The sequence below is a fragment of the Pollutibacter soli genome (assembly GCA_029269725.1).
Lineage (GTDB): Bacteria > Bacteroidota > Bacteroidia > Chitinophagales > Chitinophagaceae > Pollutibacter > Pollutibacter soli.
Window position 1 is genome coordinate 97,637 of the sequence record JARJHS010000013.1, and the last position, 21,800, is coordinate 119,436.

17 protein-coding genes are annotated in these 21,800 nt (G+C 41.2%); 10 read left to right on the forward strand and 7 right to left on the reverse strand.

The annotated features are described in order from the left end of the window. Window positions 1-5 precede the first annotated feature (5 nt). The 4 genes from P2W82_RS23300 to P2W82_RS23315 all read right to left on the reverse strand — a co-directional run bounded on the left by P2W82_RS23300 (window position 6) and on the right by P2W82_RS23315 (window position 5,519). Window positions 6-407 (reverse strand): hypothetical protein, encoded by a 402-nt coding sequence (locus tag P2W82_RS23300; protein WP_336518366.1) that lies wholly within the window; start codon window positions 405-407, stop codon window positions 6-8. A gap of 109 nt (window positions 408-516) precedes the next feature. Then, a complete protein-coding gene (locus tag P2W82_RS23305; RefSeq protein ID WP_336518367.1) occupies window positions 517-2,307 on the reverse strand; it encodes a DUF6377 domain-containing protein in 1,791 nt (596 codons plus the stop codon). Next, the gene (locus tag P2W82_RS23310) at window positions 2,307-3,704 is read right to left on the reverse strand and encodes a sigma-54-dependent transcriptional regulator (protein WP_336518368.1); all 1,398 of its coding nucleotides are present in this window, start codon (window positions 3,702-3,704) and stop codon (window positions 2,307-2,309) included. The genes P2W82_RS23305 and P2W82_RS23310 overlap by 1 nt, the downstream gene beginning before the upstream one ends. Before the next feature lie 123 nt (window positions 3,705-3,827). Beyond that, window positions 3,828-5,519 (reverse strand): sigma-54 interaction domain-containing protein, encoded by a 1,692-nt coding sequence (locus P2W82_RS23315; protein WP_336518369.1) that lies wholly within the window; start codon window positions 5,517-5,519, stop codon window positions 3,828-3,830. Window positions 5,520-5,702: 183 nt separating this feature from the next. On the opposite strand from P2W82_RS23315, the gene P2W82_RS23320 reads away from it, so the two are divergent. The 4 genes from P2W82_RS23320 to P2W82_RS23335 all read left to right on the forward strand — a co-directional run bounded on the left by P2W82_RS23320 (window position 5,703) and on the right by P2W82_RS23335 (window position 10,045). After that, window positions 5,703-6,623, forward strand: coding sequence for a helix-turn-helix transcriptional regulator (locus tag P2W82_RS23320; protein ID WP_336518370.1), 921 nt, complete (start codon window positions 5,703-5,705; stop codon window positions 6,621-6,623). Between the two features lie 133 nt (window positions 6,624-6,756). Next, window positions 6,757-7,197, forward strand: coding sequence for a DMT family transporter (locus P2W82_RS23325; protein WP_336518371.1), 441 nt, complete (start codon window positions 6,757-6,759; stop codon window positions 7,195-7,197). A 65-nt stretch (window positions 7,198-7,262) separates the two neighbouring features. After that, window positions 7,263-9,536, forward strand: coding sequence for a tetratricopeptide repeat-containing sensor histidine kinase (locus P2W82_RS23330; protein WP_336518372.1), 2,274 nt, complete (start codon window positions 7,263-7,265; stop codon window positions 9,534-9,536). Between the two features lie 89 nt (window positions 9,537-9,625). Further along, complete coding sequence (locus P2W82_RS23335) at window positions 9,626-10,045, forward strand: hypothetical protein (RefSeq protein ID WP_336518373.1); 420 nt, start codon at window positions 9,626-9,628, stop codon at window positions 10,043-10,045. A 105-nt stretch (window positions 10,046-10,150) separates the two neighbouring features. Here the strand turns inward: P2W82_RS23335 and P2W82_RS23340 are convergent, their stop codons facing one another. Together P2W82_RS23340 and P2W82_RS23345 are read right to left on the reverse strand one after the other, a co-directional pair. After that, window positions 10,151-10,435 (reverse strand): hypothetical protein, encoded by a 285-nt coding sequence (locus P2W82_RS23340; protein ID WP_336518374.1) that lies wholly within the window; start codon window positions 10,433-10,435, stop codon window positions 10,151-10,153. A 25-nt stretch (window positions 10,436-10,460) separates the two neighbouring features. Continuing rightward, window positions 10,461-10,787: an MliC family protein gene (locus tag P2W82_RS23345; protein WP_336518375.1), complete on the reverse strand. Its 327-nt coding sequence runs from the start codon at window positions 10,785-10,787 to the stop codon at window positions 10,461-10,463. A gap of 377 nt (window positions 10,788-11,164) precedes the next feature. On the opposite strand from P2W82_RS23345, the gene P2W82_RS23350 reads away from it, so the two are divergent. Continuing rightward, on the forward strand, window positions 11,165-12,070 hold the full coding sequence (locus P2W82_RS23350; RefSeq protein WP_336518376.1) for an SMP-30/gluconolactonase/LRE family protein: 906 nt from the start codon (window positions 11,165-11,167) through the stop codon (window positions 12,068-12,070). Between the two features lie 3 nt (window positions 12,071-12,073). Beyond that, the gene (locus P2W82_RS23355; protein WP_336518377.1) at window positions 12,074-12,838 is read left to right on the forward strand and encodes an SDR family NAD(P)-dependent oxidoreductase; all 765 of its coding nucleotides are present in this window, start codon (window positions 12,074-12,076) and stop codon (window positions 12,836-12,838) included. 462 nt (window positions 12,839-13,300) lie between these two features. Here the strand turns inward: P2W82_RS23355 and P2W82_RS23360 are convergent, their stop codons facing one another. Next, a complete protein-coding gene (locus P2W82_RS23360; RefSeq protein WP_336518378.1) occupies window positions 13,301-14,002 on the reverse strand; it encodes a hypothetical protein in 702 nt (233 codons plus the stop codon). A gap of 695 nt (window positions 14,003-14,697) precedes the next feature. Between P2W82_RS23360 and P2W82_RS23365 the strand changes: the two genes are divergently transcribed. The 4 genes from P2W82_RS23365 (at window position 14,698) to P2W82_RS23380 (ending at window position 21,707) form a co-directional block, all read left to right on the forward strand. Continuing rightward, window positions 14,698-15,429 carry an ImuA family protein gene (locus tag P2W82_RS23365; protein ID WP_336518379.1) on the forward strand — a complete coding sequence of 244 codons (732 nt, stop codon included), beginning with the start codon at window positions 14,698-14,700 and terminating at the stop codon, window positions 15,427-15,429. Window position 15,430: 1 nt separating this feature from the next. Further along, window positions 15,431-16,933 (forward strand): Y-family DNA polymerase, encoded by a 1,503-nt coding sequence (locus tag P2W82_RS23370; RefSeq protein WP_336518380.1) that lies wholly within the window; start codon window positions 15,431-15,433, stop codon window positions 16,931-16,933. Window positions 16,934-17,196: 263 nt separating this feature from the next. After that, window positions 17,197-20,421, forward strand: a complete 3,225-nt coding sequence (locus P2W82_RS23375) for an error-prone DNA polymerase (RefSeq protein WP_336518381.1) — start codon at window positions 17,197-17,199, stop codon at window positions 20,419-20,421. Between the two features lie 551 nt (window positions 20,422-20,972). Then, window positions 20,973-21,707, forward strand: a complete 735-nt coding sequence (locus P2W82_RS23380; RefSeq protein ID WP_336518382.1) for a hypothetical protein — start codon at window positions 20,973-20,975, stop codon at window positions 21,705-21,707. The last annotated feature ends 93 nt before the right edge of the window (window positions 21,708-21,800 follow it).

The window sequence follows — 21,800 nt, forward strand, 5'->3', positions numbered from 1 at the left end:
GTAGTTTATAACATCTGCCGACCTGCAATATCAATAGATAAATCACTCTTATCAACGTTCCATAATACGCTGCAAAAAGTATCAATACAATTTCTCTCTCGAAAAAGAAACGCCAGCTTTAAAATCTTCTCGTCCTTACTGACACCGAAAAATGACCTGATATCAGGAATGGTATATGCCCATTTGTTTTTGCCGATTTCAATAGCTCCTGCCCTTTCTTCCATTGATCCCCATTTGAATTTCACATAACGCCATTCATTCGGATATTCCGAACTGTCCGTTATCAACCCCGTATGAACAAATACGGGTCCATTAAAATCTGATAAACCTTTGTTGCCTGCTTCTGCATCGACAATGATTACTACTCTGCCGGTATCGCTAACCATACCAGGTTCTGTCTCAATCAATTTTGTTCTACATGAATGGATCACTGTTAAGGATATCCATGAATAAGAACACACAAAGTTTTACGTAACATAACTGTTATTTTTTTTTGTTGCCGATCAAGTAAGGGGACTAAACAACCGGCATTGCATTTAAATAACCCATGCTCTTCCCGATATCCAATTCAAGTTTGATGCTGACCCCATTATTGCCAGTAATATCAATCGTAGCTGCGATATCGTCACTAAGTCCTTTCATCAATCGAATTCCAAGTGTTCGCGAAAAAATTTCATTATTCTTTGCTGACAAACCATTGCCATTGTCAGACACTATCATCTCCAATGCGTTATTTCCGATCTTTCGCAGTAATATCCGGGTGATGCCTGGCGTTCGTCCACGGAAGGCGTGACGAACCGCGTTGGTTATCGCCTCATTACATATCAACCCCAGAGGAACCGCCAAAGCAATATCAAGAATCACCGGATCGATAAACAATTCAAATTCGGGAATTACAGCATCTTCAAAACTATCTTTCAGATGCTTCACCAGTTCGGTAATATACATCTGCATGTCTATTCCTTCTCCATTCGTTTCCGGATTGTACAGTTTCTGATGAATGAGCGACATGGCGTACACCCGGTGCTGGCTCTGCCTGATGGCCAGCAACGCGTCCCCATTCAAAAAAGCGGCCTGTGATTCCAGCAAACTGTTTATGGTATGCAGGTTATTTTTGACGCGATGATGCGCTTCTTTCAGCAGCCATTCCTTCTCTTTTATCAGATGGTGCAGGGAAAAATTTTTGTTATTGATTAATTCCTGCTGTGCCTTCAGTTTTTTAACCTGACGCACCACAATAAAAATCAACCCGCTGAGGAAAAGAAAAAGAACCGTAATGATTAGAGCATAACGTGTGATATTGATCTTCTCACGTTCCATTACCGAAAGCCGTTCGGCTTCAATCATCGGCAGAATGGTACTGAGTTGAATCATTCTTTGTTTTGCTCCATAAATTCTCGCATCATCGGACGCTTTTTGAATGAATATGGACGCATTCTGCAGATCCCCCGACTTAAAAAGCAGTGTGGCCAGATTGAAAATGGCCGATGTTTCTTTGGTTGAAGATTGTATGTCAGCAATTGCAGCCTTTGCGAGCAGGATAATTGCAGAATCGTTTTTCCCTTTCCTGATATGAATATCGCCGTAAGTGGAATTGAGTATTGCCTGCTCACGCAAAGTCAATTTTTCTGAATTAATCAATTGATTAAAATAAGCGGTTGCAGATTTAATATTATTTGATCGGATACTTTTCAATCCGTTGTAATACAAAAATGAAAAGGTATCGCTATCGGAGTAATACAATGCCGAATCCAGTACCCGGGAAGCAATCAGGTTATATTCATTTGTATAGTACTTTTCCTTTGCGAAATCAGCCAGGTCAAAATAATTGCGGGCTTTCAGAATGAAATAATCTTTTCGGCAATTATTTTCGAGTTCAGACACATCCAGGCTGTCCAGGATGTCAAAGACTTCTTTATACATGCCTGTTGAAAGCAGGATCATAGCGGTTTTGATTGACGCAACTGCTTTCTCACTGGCTGTAACAGCGTTTTCTGACATCTCCTTTGCGTAGTAATATGCAGAATCAAAACTGTTGGAAGCAAACTCCGTGTACAACAACTTCCCCTGATCAAATGCAGACATTTTTCCTGTGCCTGCTTGCTGCCGTATGTTCTGAATCCTTGTTAATTTTTCCCGGTCGTACTCGTTCGTCCTGGAAATTTCCTTTCTTAATTGAGTCAGCCATTTTTTTACATCAGATTGTGACTTTACATTATTCGGGAGAACTACAGTTCCCAGTGTGAGAAACAAATACAACAGCGCGGGTCTTCTCAATAAATAAATATGACGGTAGTTCTTCGACATCAGGAATTATGCCTGGTGATCACGTAATAGTGTTCTTTGAGAATACCTAGTTTTTTGATTTTTGAATTGAGCGTCGATACATTGATATTCAGCAACTCCGCCGCGCCGCCTTCACCAGAAATCTTTCCGTTGCATTGCTTTAATATTTCCACGATATGATCACGTTCATTTTCCTCGATCGTTTTAATTACCGGGGGAGATGTACCAGGTATGCCGATAACTTTATTTTCAGGTAAAATAACTTCTTCAATAACGGCTCCCCTAGCCAGGAGGATTGTGCGTTCCATGATATTTTCCAGCTCACGGATATTTCCTGGCCATGAATAATTCACCAATTGATTCATTGCATGAGCCGTCACCGATTGAATTTCCCTACCGACTCGTTTCGCAAACTGCTTCATAAAATAATTTACAAGCAGGGGGATATCATCCTTCCTTTCCCGTAATGATGGCAGTACCAACGGAAAAACATTCAATCGATAATACAAATCCAAACGGAACCTGTTTTCCGCAACTTCTTTCTCCAGGTTCCTGTTGGTGGCTGCGATGATCCGGATATTCACTTTTATAGGTGTTCCACCGCCCAGACGCTCAATCTCCTTTTCCTGCAATACACGGAGCAATTTTGCTTGCGTTTCCAGAGGGATCTCGCCTATCTCATCGAGGAAAATCGTACCGCCATCTGCTGATTCAAATCGTCCTATCCGTCTATCAGCAGCGCCTGTAAATGCGCCACGTTCATGACCGAAAAGTTCAGATTCGATTAACGTAAAAGGAAGGGCAGCACAATTCGTTTTTATAAAAGGCTTTTGTGCCCTCGGTGAAATATGATGTATGGCTTCTGCAATTTTTTCCTTTCCAGTGCCACTTTCTCCAAGAAGCAACACTGAAGTTTCCGTGCGGGCAACTGTGAGAACCTGTTCAAGCACTTTTTTCCATGATGCGCTTTCACCAATAATATTTTTAAACTCCGGGATCCTGGTGGTTAACACTTCACTGATGATTCTCGATCTGTTGGATTCAATATGTTGCTCATGCAGGTACCATGCGATGTCCAGAGTTACAAGTACATCTTTCTCCCTGAATGGTTTCACCAGGAATCCATAGGGCCTGGTCACTTTAGCTTCATCCAGCGTTTTTTTATTGGAGTTGGCAGACAGATAAACAAAGCCGATGCTCCTTTCATTCAGCCTTCTCGCAAGATCAATACCGGTAAGATTTCCCTGCAGAAATATATCCAGCAACACAAGATCAGGAATTTCATTTTCTATAATTTCCAGCGCCAACGGGACCGACCTGGCAATTCCTGTTACGGTATATCCTGCCCTCTCCAAAATCATTTGCAGATTATTGGCTTCAATAAACTGATCTTCTACAATTAAAATTTTTTTCTTCATTTTTTGTCCTGGTCAGGACTCCGATCATTTTTCTGTTGCCTATTGCAGCGGGCAACGTGGAAATGTAGACAAGCGTGTGAACTTATCTTCATACAAATCGGAACAAAATTTATACATTTCATTCTATCTTGCAGAACCCTGGCTTTGTGAAACTCCAAACTGATGCTTTTTTTGTATTCCCAGTTTTTTCATTTTCGAATTCAGCGTTGAAACCCGTAACCCCAGGATCTCTGCGGCACCACCAGGTCCATATATCTTTCCTTTACAAATAGACAATACCCTGAGAATATGGTCCCTTTCATTCTCCTCATGAGTTTTCAGGTATTCATCCTCAAGTACTTTCTTCAGCACCAGTTTATTATGAACGGGGAGTTCAATATCATTTATACGGGTACCCGTTGCTGTGAGTACACTTCGCTCCACGAGGTATTCAAGTTCGCGGACATTGCCCGGCCAGCTGTAACTCATCAGTTCCTTTAACGCTTTCGCCGAGATGCTGTCCACCCTTCTGCCAGTTGATTTTGCATATTTGATGATAAATGAATTGACCAGACGGGGAATATCTTCTTTTCTTTCCCGCAAAGGAGGCATGGTAATCGGAAATACATTAAGTCGATAAAAAAGATCAGAACGAAAACGCCCCTCTTCTACTTCCTTCAGAAGATTACGATTGGTTGCGGCAATTATTCTCACATTCACTTTTATTGTTGCCTTACCACCAATTCTTTCTATTTCTCTTTCCTGTATTGCGCGTAGCAGTTTAACCTGGAGCTCGATGGGCATTTCCCCGATCTCATCCAGGAACAATGTTCCATCCTGTGCCAATTCAAATTTGCCAATTCTTCTTTCAGTTGCACCGGTAAAACTTCCTTTCTCATGACCAAACAATTCACTTTCGATCAGGTTGGCCGGCATCGCCGCGCAGTTGATCTTGACCATAAGCTTGTCTTTTCTTGGCGATTGATTGTGAATCGCTCTGGCTACAAGCTCTTTCCCCGTACCCGTCTCTCCAAGCAACAAAACTGTACTGTTTGCAAACGCGACTTTTGAAAGCTGGAGGAAAACATTGTTCATGGACTTACTGGCTCCGATGATATCAGCATAGCTATACCCGCTGCTGACTTCCTCCTGTAAATAAGATTTCTCTTCTTCAAGTTGTTCCTTGTACCTGCTGATCTCCTCCAGTTGTTTTGTAATTTTTTTACTTACACGCAAATTTTCCTCTTCACGCTTTCGAACCAATTCGAAATCGGCAAGATTCATAATCATCAGTGAAACCTGGTCAGCAACCCGCTGTAATAAATGTTCATGATGTTCGGTAAATAAACCAACCTTATCTCTCCAGATCGTAACCTGGCCTACCGGTTTGCTATTGATTATGATTGACCGGCTCATCCCTTCCTTGATTCCCGCAGCAAGAAGACAAGGAACGTAAGCGGGGACCGATTTCCTCTTCGAGATTTTCTCCAGTTCAATGATACCATGACCGGTGGAAAAAAGAATCTGACTCAGCACGCCATCATCTATTGGAATATCAGTTTGAATAAGTTGCTTCCAGCCATCATTTTTACTTCTGTCCATATCGCCTATGCGTAACAGTGGCGAAATACATCGAAGGCTTTCATTGAGTGTGCAAATAAACACATTTTCGGATCCGAACAATCTTTTCAATTTGGGCCTGGCTTCATCAAGCGATCCACCGCGATGACGGAACTGCGCAAAATCCTGGGAAAGCGAAAGCAAAACCTCATTTTCCTCCAATGAGTTTTGCAGTGTTTTCAAACTTTCTCTCAAGTCTTTTTCGGAAGATGCCATTTGCGGAATTATATCCCTATAAAAATAGTGATTAGGGTTATTGAAAAGTCGCTGCCTGCTTCGCTAATTAGCGAAATAACGCAAATTTTCTATCCCTGACTTTCAGCTAAGTGTATAATTTTCAATATATTGTAAATATGGCATCCGAATTGGCTTATTAAGGTCATCACCAATCTTTCTGTTATGAAAGCCTACACGGGTAACCAGCCAGAACATCTGTCATCGTTTTACAACCCAGGAAATGCGATAAGTTCAGGATTTTGTTCCCAGTTTAATATCTCCGGCCTGGATACGCGGGAGCATCCTGCACTAACTGAAACCAGCAACCGAAATAGCAAACTGGCGGTATTTGAACTTTACTGGATTAAACACGGGAATGCAACACTGATTCTTGATGGTGGTGAGCATCCGCTCAGCAAAAACCATATCTATTGCATATCGCCTGGCCATTGCAGGCTGTATTATCCTGAACCGGGTCTGGAAGGCTTTTATATTTCCTTTTCCCCTGAATTTATACGGATATACTCAGCAGGAATTACAGTCAATTCTTTTAATGATGATCTCAACGATTTAGCGGGGGTCATCTCTGTAAACACAGAACCTGAAATGCATGCGGGGCTGGATACGATTGCGCAACGTATGCTCAGGGAATTTACAAACGATTATAACAGGAAAACAGAATTGCTCAGAGCATTACTCAATGTGTTTCTTTTATATTTTTCAAGAAACCAATCGTCGTCGTCAAATGCTGCTGGATATAACAGGGAAACGGAACTCGTCAGAAAATTCCTGCAGTTGCTGAGGAAAAATTTCACAAGTACAAAAATGGTAAGCGACTATGCATCTATACTTTGTGTTACGCCAAATTATCTCAACCGGACAGTAAAAAGAACGACAGGCCTCACGGCAAGTCAACATATACAAAGACATATCATTTCCGAAGCAAAAAAACAGGCGAGGTCAGTCGCTGTAAGTATGAAAGAAATAGCCTATAATCTCGGGTTTGATAATATCGCTCACTTCAGTAAGTTTTTTAAAATCAATTGCGGAATGAATTTCACCGATTACAAACGACAGCAACTCGCCGAAATGATTGCGTCATAATTCAAAAATATCCGGCTTTTACAAGTCTGCCCGTCTCGCGCGAAAGACAAAATTTCCATTTGTGATTGCGAATTCAGTTTATTTGCAGGGTTGATTCCTGTTTACCAGGTGAAGAAAACAGCAAAACATTCGTATGAAAGAGTTATGGATTTTTATCGCGTTAATATCCGGTGCCATTCTTCCGATCCAGGCAGGCCTGAACGCAAGAATGGGGAAATCGCTGGAAAGCCCGGTACACGCTTCCATCATTTCGTTTGCGATCGGCCTGGCCGGATTGCTGATTTATAATATTATTTCGAAAAATCAGATTTCCTGGGCAGGCATAAGATCTGCACCCTGGTACGCCTGGACACCAGGGATCCTGGGGGCCTTTTATGTTACGGCAATCATCATGGCCTTTCCGCGAATCGGCGCCGCATTGACGTTTGGGCTCGTAGTTGCGGGGCAGATGCTGATTGCCATATTACTTGATCATTTCAATGTGCTGGTTGCTCAACAACACAGCATGAATATCTGGCGTTTTTTTGGTGTGATGCTCATTATTGCCGGAGTAATCATCATCAGGAAATTCTGAGTTTTCAACTATTTTATCTACCACTTGAAAACCGGATTTTTTGTTTCAACATGATATAAATCTTTATGCGCATCTCTTTCATCTGGGTGGTAACACTTTCTCTATCATTAAGTACAACAGCAAAAGCTCAGAAACTCGCCGGTAATGAGCATTCAGTCACGAAAGGAAAATCTATTATCACACCAACCGATACCGCAGTCATTAATGCAGTATTGCAAAAGTCAAGGTCATTTATATTAAAGCCTGGTGAAGATCATAAAGATCTTGACAGCGCAATATTTCTTGCCAACCAGGCAGAAGCATCCAGCAGACAAACATCATACGCTGCAGGAATTGCGCACGCCATGATACTATCAGGGATGGCTACACGGGAAAAAGGTAACACAGACAAAGGGAAGACACTTGCAGTGCGGGCAATCCAATATTGTTCGGAACAGAAAGAATACGACTGGCTGGGTGAGGCTTATTTGCAATTGATGCATTATTACTCTCCATGGGTACCCGGGGAAATGACGGAACGCATCAGGATCATTAAGATGGCGGATTCTGCCTACCAGAAATCCGGGAACAAACAACAGCGTGGATATGCTCTTCAGAATCTTGGAGATTGCTACCAGGTCATTGGTCAGCCGCACGAAGCCCTGAAATACCTTAAACAGGCGCAGCTGATGTATGAGTCTATTGGCTACAAAGAAATTCACGGCCTCTATGATTTGATGGGTTTTTGCTACGCGGCTTATTTTAACGATCACCAGACCGGTCTTAAATACGCACTAATGGCCGCTTCACGCGCTGAAGAGTTAAATGATACCACGTCCCAGCGAGGCACTATCTACAGCAGACTTGGTCAGGTCTACTCCTACCTTTCCGACTATAAAAAGGCAGACGAATATTACGGTAAGGCATACCAGCTCTTTAAAAAATACCATGAGACCGGCAATATGTACATCGTGGGTATCAATTCTGCTTCGAATTTCGAATACAGTAATAATTTCGATTTAACAATGAAGTACCTGCTGGAAGTCGATCAGACGGAAACAGTGCCTGACTTCCTGCGTGCAGATTACGAAGCAGTGCTTTTGCAAGTGTACAATAAAACCAGGAACAGAAACAAGACCGACATCTTACTAAATTCCATTTTGAAAAGACCCACATCAAAAGAACATCCTATTTCCATCTCAAGCCTGATTACCTATTACACAGATGCGGGCCAGTTCAACGAAGCTGAAAACTGGTTAAAGACATTTAAAACTTTCGCTGACAGAATGCCATCGGGAAAACTTGTTTTTTATGCCAGGTACTTTCAGCTTTCCACTAAAATCAGTGAAAAGAAAGGAAATTTTAAAGAGGCACTGGAAAAATTCAAGCAGTATAAAATCCATAACGATTCATTGTATAATAACAGGAAGACGAACCAGATTGCAGCTTTGCAAACCGAATTTGAGACTGAAAAAAAAGACCAGGACATCAGGCTTCATGAGCAATCAATTGAACTGCTCAACACACGAAATGTGGCGCAACAACAGGAGATCAGACAAACTAAATTAACCCGTAATGCCATTCTGTACGGATCCGCCATTTTATTGATCGTACTTGGTATGTTGTACAACCAGTACCGCCAGAAACAAAAATCAAATAAAGAGATCAACAGCAAAAATATTGAACTGCGCCGGCTGGTGGAAGAGAAGGAATGGTTACTGAAAGAGGTTCATCACCGGGTGAAAAATAATTTACAAACGGTAGTGAGTCTCTTAGAGTCACAGTCCGCTTACCTGAAAGATGATGCACTATTTGCGATCCAGGAAAGTCAGAACAGGATATTCGCCATGTCACTTATCCATCAGAAATTATATCAGACAGAAAATACTTCTTCTATTAAAATGGCTGAGTACCTTCCTGAATTGATCGGGCATTTGCGGGATATGCTCGATCCAAATAGAAAGATACTTTTTGATCTCAACATTGATAAGGTGGACATGGATGTATCGCAGGCTGTGCCTGTAGGTCTGGTGTTAAACGAAGCGATCACCAATGCTATGAAGTATGCCTTTGGTGATAACAGCGCTGGTAAGGCTGTTTTAGTGTCACTTACATGCAATGCTGAAAGCGATATTCAAATCACTATTGAAGACAACGGCCTGGGACTGCCCGCCGGTTTTGATTATAACCGCAGCAGTGGCCTTGGTTTCAAACTAATGAAAGGATTGACGGAAGACCTTGGAGGAATTTTCGGTATCAGCTCGTTCAATGGAACCAGGATAACTATTCTTTTCAAACTTAACACACCGCTAAATAAAATTGCTCCGGCATCTGAGCATTTACCTGCATATACAATTTGATACTCACCTGTATCGGGCACTCCAGTTTGCTTTTTGGTGACTGATTGAACAAACAGTGCGGTCGAAATTGCACCATAAAAGCAAGAATAATGATACTCAAAATTGTAATAGCAACTGCCGCCACAATAATTGTCCTCAGCTGTGATAAAGAGGCACAAGAAACCAATCCTGAAAAACTACTTACCCAGGAAGCCTGGATACTTTTTGCCGCAGGATACGACTACAATCAAAACGGCGTTATTGATCAAAATGAAAATATCCTGGATTTTTGTCAGCAGGACAACCGTTACCATTTTCTGAAAAATGGAACAGGTACAATTGCAGAGGGCATTCACCTGTGCGATCCTGCAACACATCACACCTTCAATTGGAAGTTTGAAAATGCGGAATCAGAAATTATAATCAATTATCAACCTTTTTCCATTTCGAAACTTAATAATGAGCGATTGCAGCTCATTACCAAGGCCCCCCCGCTTAATTCCGTCTTTTTCACAGAATACAAACATTGATTTGATCTGACAATGTAAATAGCACAAACCACAATTAAAAAAATTACCAGGTAATTATCACATTATGAGGTGTTTCAAACTTTGTGACCACAAATCAAATAACTATTATGGCCTCACAAAGCTGATCAGGAGAATGGTAATAACGGAAAGGAGTAACGAGAAGAGATAAGCTGATTTCAGTTTGAATTTTTCACCAGCCCAGATGATGAAAGAAAATACCGGAATGATAAATGTGAGTAATAATGTTGGCAGCCAGAGAATTTCATAAATGGCGTCCAGAATTTTCAGACTGTACACATTGGTAAAAAAAGCAACTACCCAGTACAATGCAATGATGATTGCCAGTATAATGAATACATTTTTTACGCCCTTCTGTTGAAAGATTTCCATATGCAAATGTTAAGGGAGATCGTGATTACTCACTACATTCAAAACCCTGACCATCTCCGGGATCAATCTGTGCTGATTTACCCTTTGACCAAACCTGGAGTTTTCCATCGGAATACCTGATGCCTGATGCGGCCTCCACCTGTGGCAATGACCAATTCACATCAATACCATTTATCGATCCTTTCACCACGGCAGAATCTTTATAATAACTTACTGTCAGTTTCGAACCATTGCCACAGGAGTATTCAACTGTTGAAATTGCTTTTGTTGTTTCGCTGTTGCATGAAATGACCATGAACGATGGGAGCAGTAATAAGAAGATATTATACCTTAACAAAACAGACTTGCCCATACACCTGTTTTTTAAAAATGAGAGGCTCTCTAAAGTTAATTCAAATTTTCTTTTAATCCAGGATGAATGATATAGTTGTACTGCAAAACCCAGGTAACAGGATTGTTCTGTCCTGAAACCATGTCTTATGGTTACATAAAACGGGATCAGCTGTCGTAATCGATTTTCTGATACCGGGAATTACTAAAGTCCCGCCATTAAACCTCCTTCAACTGTTATCCCTGCTTGTTTGCCGTGGGTCTCTACAACTCATAGGTTGCGCAAAGATCTGGTTCGGGCTGCCTTTCGAACAACGAAGAACGATCAACGATGAACGCCGCGAGTTCTCACTTCATCTGCAATCCCCATTTAACCATCCTGCTTGTATATACATGTTAATGGCTTTATTAAAAAATTCCGCTATTTTCATGATGAATTATAATGAATTCAACATGAGTGATCTATTCAAAAAGACAAAAGTTTTTGCTGAAGGTCTCGATCATCCTGAAGGCATCGCTGCTCATCCGGACGGATCAGTATGGGCAGGCGGTGAAGCAGGTCAGGTATATCGAATTTCGCCTGAAGCCAAAGTAAATATCATGGCCGATACCGGCGGATTTGTACTGGGACTTGCGTTTAGCCCTGGCAGTGAGTGGCTGGCGCTTTGCGACAATGGAAAGAAATGTGTATGGAAACTGGACATGCGTTCCATGGAACTGGAGAAATATACTGAAGGAATTGCAGGTTCAGGGTTTATGCTTCCCAACTACCCCGTATTTGACAGTACAGGGAATCTTTATGTATCCGACAGTGGAAACTTCAACGAAGTCAACGGAAGAATTTTTAAAATTCATTCGAATGGTGATTCTGAAATTTGGCATAACGGGCCTTTCAGTTTTACAAATGGAATGGCACTTGATCAGAAACAGGAATGGTTGTATGTTGTCAGTTCCTGGTTGCCTGGTGTTGAAAGGATCAGGATTAATGCTGATGGATCAGCAGGTATGAAAGAACTTTTTTGCACACTTCCAAAAACGGTGCCTGACGGTATCGCATTTGATGTTGATGGAAATCTTTATGTTACCTGTTATACGCCAAATGTGATTTATAAAGTCACGCCTGATAGATTTACAACAGCAATCGTCGAAGACTGGGAATCACATACGCTTTCAAACCCAACGAATATCGCATTTGGAGGAAAGGAGCTGGATCAGTTATTTACGGCTAATCTTGGCCGTTGGCATATTACAAAAATCGATATCGGTGTAAAGGGTTTACCTCTTGTTTCACATCACAAAAGATAAATAATGAATTTCGAAAATAAAACGGTGATCATCACCGGTGGTGCTAAAGGCATTGGTGCTGCCTGCGTAAAAAACTTTCGTCGAAAAAATGCAAATGTTGTCATCCTGGATATCGATGAACAGGGTGCTGAACTGGCATCGGCAGCTGACGACCATGTGTTGTTTTTGAAGACTGATATTACTGTTGAAGCAGAAGTAAAAAATGCCATTGACTATGCTGCAAAAATATTTGGCGGTATTGATGTGCTGGTGAATAACGCAGCGATCCAGTATTATGCAAGGGTGACAGAGTGTACCGTTGAGCAGTGGGATAAAACATTTGCTGTCAATGTTCGGGGCGGATTTCTCTGCGCGAAATATGCGATACCGTACATGCAGAACCGCGGCGCTGGTGTTGTGATTAACATGTCAAGTGTACAGGCGATAGTATCTCAATCACAGGTGGCGGCTTATGCATCATCAAAAGAGGCGCAGTTAGGTTTAACAAGATGTATTGCGATAGACTATGCGCCGGAGATCCGATCGGTAGCCATTTGTCCCGGTTCAGTAAATACTCCATTATTTCAAAGTCTGATAGCTCAATCAGCTGATCCTGCATCCAGCCTAAGAGAAAGCGAGGAAATGCATCTTGCAAAAAGATTGGCCGATCCGGATGAAATTGCAGAATTCGTTGCCTGGCTATCCTCCGATCACGCAAAATTTATTACCGGTCAGGCATTCAGGATTGACGGAGGATTGGGGATAATGATTCCGGGAAGCAAGAAGTAGTCAGCGTGCATTTTTGCCTATTAAACTGAATCAGTTTCTAACAAACCTGGGAGGTCTTAGACCTGCCAGGTCTATAAAACCTGGCTGGTTTAGAAGAGCTGCCAGGTTTAGAAGAGCTGCCAGGTCTTACATGCTAAAAAGTCCAGCCCCGGGGGGCAAAATTCCTTTTGAAAGCGACAACTGACATAGTATTTCATCCGCGGATTAAGACCGGGAGTGCAAAAACCATAGTGGTAATAACTAAATCGCTTCGAAAATGCCAACCTGGGAGGTCTAAGACCTCCCAGGTCTATAAAACCTGCCAGGTTTAGAAGAGCTGCCAGGTTTCTGAAACCTGCCAGGTTTTGAAAACCAAGCGGTAGTAATTTGCTTAGGAAAGGACAACCACAACAGGTAAAATTTGCCGGCTGTTTAAGCCTGTGAAGCGTTCTCATAAAAGTTAGAAACCTGCCAGGTTTAAAATCATTTCATCGCCTTGAGCCTGGTCTTTTTCGCATCCTCAACTTCCTCCATCAGCATTTTTGTATACAGCTTGCTCGATTTCTGGATACTCTTGGGCTCATCAGATTTGGACTGGATCGACATCAGAATTTCTTCTGTATTGGCATCGTATAAATTGCTCTCAACGAAATAGGTCTTCTCCGTTTCATAATAACCGGGGGAATAATAAGTTGATGCATATCCCCAGTAAGAACCAAATGTCCCGTAGTGAACATAGGAAGGATAAACAGCATAGGGAGAGTAAATTCCGCCGCTTGCAGGGATATACCGTGTTTCAGATTTCTGATCAACTAATGCAACGGTCAGAATTGCGTCACAACCCAGGTTTTTCATTTTTTGAAGAAAATAAGCTTTATCTGGGATATTGGTAAACCCCGGCAATGGTCCGAAAGTAGCAATACTGGTATGGGCTGTAAGACCTTTCGCTCTTGCTGCATCCAATAAATCACTTTCCAATGCCTGTTTCATTTCCATATTATTCAGTAAAACCACTATGAATACATTTTTATATGGTTGCTCTATTTTCTTTTCTTTATTTACCCAAACACCCGTGGTTTTAATACCTGGCTTACATGCAGTGAACATCACGATCATCACTACAATCAATAATGGATACTTTATTAAATCATTTTTTCTAGTCAATCTTACAAAAGCAGAAATCATCCTGGTAAATTTTGATGCCCGAAATTCAGTGATTTAAATGAATGTTGAATAAAAAAATACAATTCAGCTATTGATAAAGTCAGAAAACAATACGCTTAAACCATTGAAACTGTCCATACAATTACACAAACAGACTGGATTTACTCATCCCATCCCCCTTATTTCTATAGGGCATGGCATTTGATTTATAGAAGCTGAACAGAACAGTTAATCAGATCTGTATTCAGAACAGATCGGTATTTAACTGTAAAATTTAAATATATCTGATTTAGAAGAAAGCAAATCCAAAGATCTGTACACTTTAAGAAAAATCCACACCCTTCTATATAGCGGAAACTTCTTTAAGTAACTCCGTATAGGGCTTCGCCCAAAGCACCTGATTTTTCAGGTGCTTTTTTTTAGTGGGGAGTAAGGAGATGGGAGGCAGGAGAAATAGTGAGAAGCATTTAGCCTACCGCACCTTAGAATTATAAATAAGATCTCAAATCATTTAGGGTATAGCTGGGTATATAAATTCAACTCAAATAATCAGAAAACGCATTCTCGATTGCCTGACGCTTTCCTCTAATACCTAGCTCTCCTGCCTCCATACTCCTGCTCTCCACTCTAACAGAATTTATTTCGAAAATATTTTATTTACTAAATATTTTAGTATATTTACTAAATAATTAAGCACTGATTTTTATCAGGGCCTTATGCCAGCAGACAAAGCACATATCATTTCAAAATTGCAGAAAGAGATCTTACCCTTGCAGGGTATCAGACATGCTCAAAAAAATATTCCTCTGAATATGGCTTTGGGTGAAATGAAATATGCTTTTCCGGAGGATCACTTTCCCTTAGGTGCCGTGCATGAATTTATTTGCGATTCGACAGGAGATCATGCCTGTACTACTGCATTTATTTCTGTGATTGTTTCACACCTCATGAATAAAAATAATATCGCAATCTGGATTGGTCAGCGCCGCACTTTATTTCCGCCAGCACTGAAGTTTTATAATATCGATCCTGACAGAATCATTTTTATCGATCTGAAAAAAGACAAAGAAATTTTATGGGCGATAGAAGAAAGTTTGAAATGCAATAGTATTGCTACCGTGATCGGAGAGATTCCGGAAATCAATTTTACTGCATCAAGAAGATTGCAATTGGCTGTTGAAGAAAGTAAGGTTACAGGTTTTATCATTCGTAAGAATCCCCGCAACCTGAATACAACTGCCTGTGTAACCCGCTGGAAGATAAGTTCATTGCCAGGCCTGATAGCGGGTGATATGCCAGGCGTTGGTTTTCCCTGCTGGAATGTAAATCTGCAGAAAGTCAGGAACGGGAAACCCGGCGTTTGGCAAATCGCCTGGGCATGGGGTCGATTCAGGTATCTGACTTCAACTCCGGAACAATCAATACCTCTTCAAAAGAAAACGGGTTAGTATGGCAGGGAGATTTGTGTCGATATGGTTCCGTTATCTGAAAACGGATTGTTTCACCATCCGTAATCCTTTACAAAAAGACAAATTACTTGTATTTGTATTACCCGATCATGGGCGTATGGTGATCAGTACAGCGAATGCATTGGCCAATGAAAAAGGTATTGTTCAGGGGATGGTACTTGCAGATGCGCGGGCTGTTTATCCCTCAATTGAAGTCATAAATGATAATCCTTCGAGTGCAGAAAAATTATTAAAAAAACTTGCACAGTGGTGTATCCGTTATTCACCTTCAGTGGCTGTAGATCTTCCGGATGGAATTATTCTTGACGCAAAAGGTTGCGCTCATTTATGGGGAGGTGAAGAAGAATACCTTAAAGATATCGTCAGCAAACTGAAGGAAAGGGGATACCAGGTTCGTGTAGGCATGGCCGATACAATTGGTGCTGCATGGGCATTAGCAAGATATGGACTGGAATCACCCATTGCCGCGCCAGCTCAGCAACAAACAATGTTACTCCCGTTGCCCGCAATCGCATTGCGCCTGGAAGAAGATGCAGTGGAAAAACTGAACAAACTTGGACTACGAAGGGTAAAAGATTTCATGCATATTCCTTCGAATACATTGCGTAGAAGGTTCGGAAAGCAGTTCATAAAGAAAATCAACCAGGCGCTGGGATATGAAATTGAAATGATCATTCCTGAAATTCCTGTGGTTACCTACCAGGAAAGATTACCCTGCCTGGAACCAATATCAACCGCTACAGGAATTGAGATTGCATTAAAAAAATTAATCGAAAATATTTGCAGCCGATTGATCAAAGAGGAAAAAGGGCTGCGCAAAGCAAAATTCAAAGCCTTTCGTATCGATAATAAAATCGAAGAGATTGAAATCGGTACCAACAGACCTTCATCAAATACAAAACATCTTTTTAAACTTTTTGAGAACAAGCTGACAGAAATTGAACCAGCATTGGGCATCGAACTTTTTATTCTTGAAGCACCGGTTGTGGAAGATATTTCAATACTGCAGGAAAATTTATGGCTTACATCTCCTGGCCTGAATGATGTAGCGATTCCAGAACTGCTCGATCGTATATCAGGAAAGCTTTGCAATAGCGTGATTCGAAGGTTTGTACCTGACGAACATTATTGGCCGGAGCGTTCCTGTAAAGCTGTTGTTAGTCTTGATGAAAAACCAGCATCCGAATGGCCTACACATAAACCGCGACCAATTCAATTACTATCGCCTCCGGAACTGATCGAAGTAACAGCACCTATTCCGGATTATCCACCTATGTTATTCCGGCACAAGAGTGTATTGCATAAAATAGTTAAGGCGGACGGACCTGAAAGGATTGAACAGGAATGGTGGTTGCAGGACGGACAGCATCGGGATTATTATTATGTTGAAAATGAAACAGGACATCGCTTCTGGCTATTCCGGCTTGGACATTATAATGAAGAAAAGAATTATCAATGGTTTTTGCATGGATACTTTGCTTAGTTGGAGGCAGGAGATTGGAGGCAGAGATTTAGTAAACAGTAATTAGTGACAAGTTTAAAGGAAAATGATTTTCAGATGTACAATCGACTATTCTTAGGTAAAATTGTTCGATTACTCTTGTATAAAGCCAAACACTTTCTTCACAGAATACATTACAGGATTAATGTTACAGGTAATCAAAAGTTGAAACTGATGCCTGTAACTTTTTCCCTAACACCTAATTCTCCTGCCTCCAATCTCCTGCCTCCCCACTCCTGCTCACTATGAAATACACTGAACTCCAGATCACTTCCAATTTCAGTTTCCTGCGTGGGGCATCACATCCCCATGAACTGGCGGAACAGGCCTGGGGACTGGGGTACAAGGAACTGGCAGTAACTGACAGAAACACACTTGCTGGTATTGTACGTGCGCACGCAACAGCAAAATCATCGGGCATCAGACTTATTACGGGATGCCGGCTGGATTTACTGGATGGATTGAGTCTGCTGGTTTATCCTGCTAATATCAAGGCTTATTCGCAATTGTGTGAGTTGCTGAGCAAAGGAAATTTAAGGGCAGAAAAAGGAGAATGTCATTTATACAAACAAGACGTATACGAATATATCAAAGACTTCAAATGCATAGTTATTCCTCCCGATAAGTTGAATGCAAATTTTGAATTCGACTCATCTTTTATCACTCAGCTGAATGAATACCGCGATGTATTAAATAAAAATCTGTACCTGGCTGCAACAAGGAAATACCAGGGCAATGATGCAAAATATTTATACCAGTTGAATGAGGTATCGATACGATCCGGAGTACCCATGATTGCAACAAATGATGTGCATTATCATGTTGCAGAACGAAGACAATTACAGGATATCCTTACCTGTGTACGCGAAAAATGTACGATTCAGAATGCTGGATTCAGATTGCATCCTAACGCCGAACGCTACCTGAAAGATGAAACGGAAATGAATCGTTTATTCAGGCAATATCCTGATGCAATCAGGAGAACGCAGGAAATTGTTGAGGCCTGTACATTCTCGCTCGATGAATTGAAATATGAATATCCTGAAGAAATAACAACAGAAGGAAGAACGCCACAGGAAGAGTTAACTCTTCTTGCCTGGAATGGTGCTGAACGTGCTTTTGGAGAAAAGCTGGATGAAAAAACAAAAGCTGCCATTGAATATGAACTCAGGTTCATTGAAGAAATGAATTACGCATCCTATTTTCTAACCGTATATGATATTGTAAGATATGCCAGGGAAAATGATATTCTATGCCAGGGAAGAGGCTCGGCAGCTAATTCAACCGTTTGTTATTGTTTAGGAATTACATCTGTTGATCCAACAAAATTTGATCTTCTTTTTGAAAGATTTATTTCGTCAGCAAGAAATGAACCGCCTGATATTGATGTTGATTTTGAACATGAGCGCAGAGAAGAAGTGATTCAGTATATCTATCGCAAATACGGAAGAGATCGCGCAGCAATCGTTGCCACAGTTACTCAACAACATCAGAAAGGAGCCATAAGAGATGTTGGAAAAGCCATGGGTTTATCAGTAGATACTATTAATAAACTTTCATCTTCTATCTGGGAATTTACAACAGAATGGTTCGAAGGAAAACGAATTAATGAACAGGGTTTTGATCCGAACGATAAACACCTTTTGAAAGTTCTTCAGCTTACAGAACAGTATATGGGTTTTCCGAGACAATTGGGGCAACATACCGGAGGCTTTGTAATTACGCAGGGAAAATTATCTCATTTATGCCCGGTATTGAATGCAAGAATGGAGGACCGTACCTGCATCGAATGGAACAAAGATGATATCGATGTACTTGGCTTTATGAAAATTGATGTGCTTGCACTTGGAATGTTAACCTGCATCAGGAAAGCTTTTGATCTTGCAAAAAAACATTATAACCGTGATTTTACTTTAGCCAATATTCCACAGGATGATCCTGAAGTGTATGACATGATCTGTCGTGCAGATACCATTGGCGTTTTTCAGATTGAAAGCCGAGCTCAGCAAACGATGCTCCCACGACTGAAGCCTAGGTGTTTTTATGATCTTGTAATCGAAGTAGCGATTGTTCGACCGGGACCAATACAGGGAGACATGGTGCATCCTTACCTGAGAAGAAGAAATGGTGAAGAAAAGGTAGAATATCCATCAAAGGAACTGGAAGATATTCTGAGTCGTACACTGGGCGTTCCACTTTTCCAGGAGCAGGCGATGAAAATTGCAATTGTTGCTGCAGGATTTCTTCCATATGAAGCGGATGAACTTCGTCGCAGCATGGCAACGTTTAAAGCACGAGGGGAAGTTACAAAATTCGAACAGAAATTGATTGAAGGCATGACTAAAAAAGGATATCCGGAGGAATATGCAGCAAGGGTATTCAAACAACTGGAAGGTTTTGGCAGTTATGGTTTTCCTGAAAGTCATGCCGCGAGTTTTGCTTTGCTCGTATACGTTTCCAGCTGGATCAAATGTTTTTATCCGGATGTTTTTGCCTGTGCATTACTTAATAGTATGCCGATGGGTTTTTATCAACCTGCTCAGATTGTTCAGGATGCACAGAAACATAATGTGATGGTAAGACCTGTTGATATCAATCATTCATTCTGGGATAATACACTTGAAGAAAAATGCGGAGAGTATTTTGCTCTTCGACTTGGATTCCGGCAGGTGAAAGGTTTACGTGAAGAAGATATGAAAGTGTTGATAGAAAAAAGAAATGGTGGTTACCCGGATATCAATTCGTTGCGTGAAGGAGGAATAACTGAGGCAACACTTGAGCGTCTTGCTGATGCTGATGCATTTCGTTCGATTGGTCTGGACAGAAGACAGGCTTTGTGGGATATAACGAACAGGCACGATCGTCCGTTTGCTTTATTTAAAAATCAGCCCACGGATGAATCAAAAGAAGAAAAGGTAACATTACCTGCGATGAGTGTATCTGAGCATGTAGTACATGATTATAGTGCAGTATCCCTTTCATTAAAAGCACATCCGGTAAGTTTTATACGAGAGAAGCTGAATATGTTAAGGGTATTGTCAACAAAAGAAATGAATATAAAACCGGATGGTGAAAATGTAAGTGTTGCCGGGCTTGTATTGGTCAGGCAAAGACCTGGCACTGCAGGTGGTATTTGCTTCATGACGATTGAAGACGAATTCGGATTTGCCAACCTGGTCATTTTTGAAAATCTTTTTGAAAAATTCAGAAAAGAAATTCTGCAATCCAGGTTGATCATGGTTGAAGGAAAACTACAACGTGAAGGAGAAGTAATTCATGTCATCGTAAAACGTTGTCATGATTTTTCAAAACTGCTTCGGAAGCTGACTTCAAATAATAATGAAGATCTTCCGATACTGACTTTGTCAAGAGCCGATGAAAAAACAGTTCCACCAGGTCAGAATAAACGATCGCAGATCAGGGAAGAAGCGCAGGAGAAGGTGTTCCCGGAGGCGAGGAATTTTAGATAGGCACTAGTAAGAAGGCAGTCTCACTATTAGCGCGACGCTATGTTTTTATCCAAAATAACTTGAAAATTTAGATCGTTAATTTTCAACTGCAAGTTTTCAAGCTATATAGCGATAGGGAACAACCGGAACCCGAGCGTATAATTGTTTTATGATTAAATGAATTGAGCGATTCTTTGTATTTTCTTTGCGGGCTGTTAGCTTGGCTGTTGCTTTGCGTTTTGACTTAGGTCAGGCAATAATAAAAAGTCTCTGTATTTTCTCTGTGCAGTTAACTTGCCTGCTGCTCTGTATTTCGACTTTAGCCGGGCGACGGGAAAGAGGCAAATGGAAACAGCGGCATTTGATAGCGTCGTATGTAATATAATCCCCAATAATGCTTTCTTGGATTAGATGCTTATTATAATCAACCTGATTTCCAATCAATATAAAAAATTGAAACCGATCTGTTGCCCGCTGCCTGTTGCCTTGTATTGCCTATTGCCTTTTTTTCCCTATTTTATGGAAAATTAAACCCACTGCATCTACCAGAAATGTTATCAACTGACCGGCTGTTGCTGTGCCTGTTTTTGCCCCTTTGTTCGCTGGGGCAGGAATTGACGCATCAAAAAGTGGTTACCCTTCTTCCTACCAATGATCATCACTGGTTGAATATCGGGACAGGAATTGTTCTCCGTAACAATTCTGACTATTACCTCGTCACAGCATTGCATGTTGTTGCTAAAACTCCAAAAAAGTTTGAAAAATACTGGCCGAAATCGACGATCGATCATTCTTATAAATACCTGCATTTCGGTTCCGAATACCCGAAAATAAAGTCTTCATTCTTTATCAACCTTGTCGATTCGATGACAGGCGAGGCCAATTACCGCACATTTTCTCTTTCTGATAAGCTACTTGATATCGCCATCATCAAACTGGATGAAAGCGATTCTGCTATGCATTTCATGTTTTCCAAAGCAATCGAGATCACTGATATCGACACCAGTACAGAGCTTTGTCCGGATCAGTATCTGCAGGTTATCGGTTCATCTCCTTATAAAACCAGGCAGTGTAATTACTATGCCATGAATCCGAGAAACGACAGGGAGAATCCTGCGATTTTCAAATTCGATTTCGAGAAAACGGAAATCGATCTCGCTGGTTCATCGGGGGGAATTGTTTATCGCAAAGATGATTTTGAAAAACAGACCCCCATCGGCATCCTCGTCGCCGCCGCAGATGACGGTAGTTTTGGACTCGGCATACATCTTCGATTTGTACATAATCTGATCAGGAACTGGGATTAAAAGCAGCCGGGAACCGGAAGTCTAAACCTCGGAATTAAATCAATACTGCTTTTTCAAATGCAGGTTGTGGATATCTGCTGCCTCGGCTGTTCG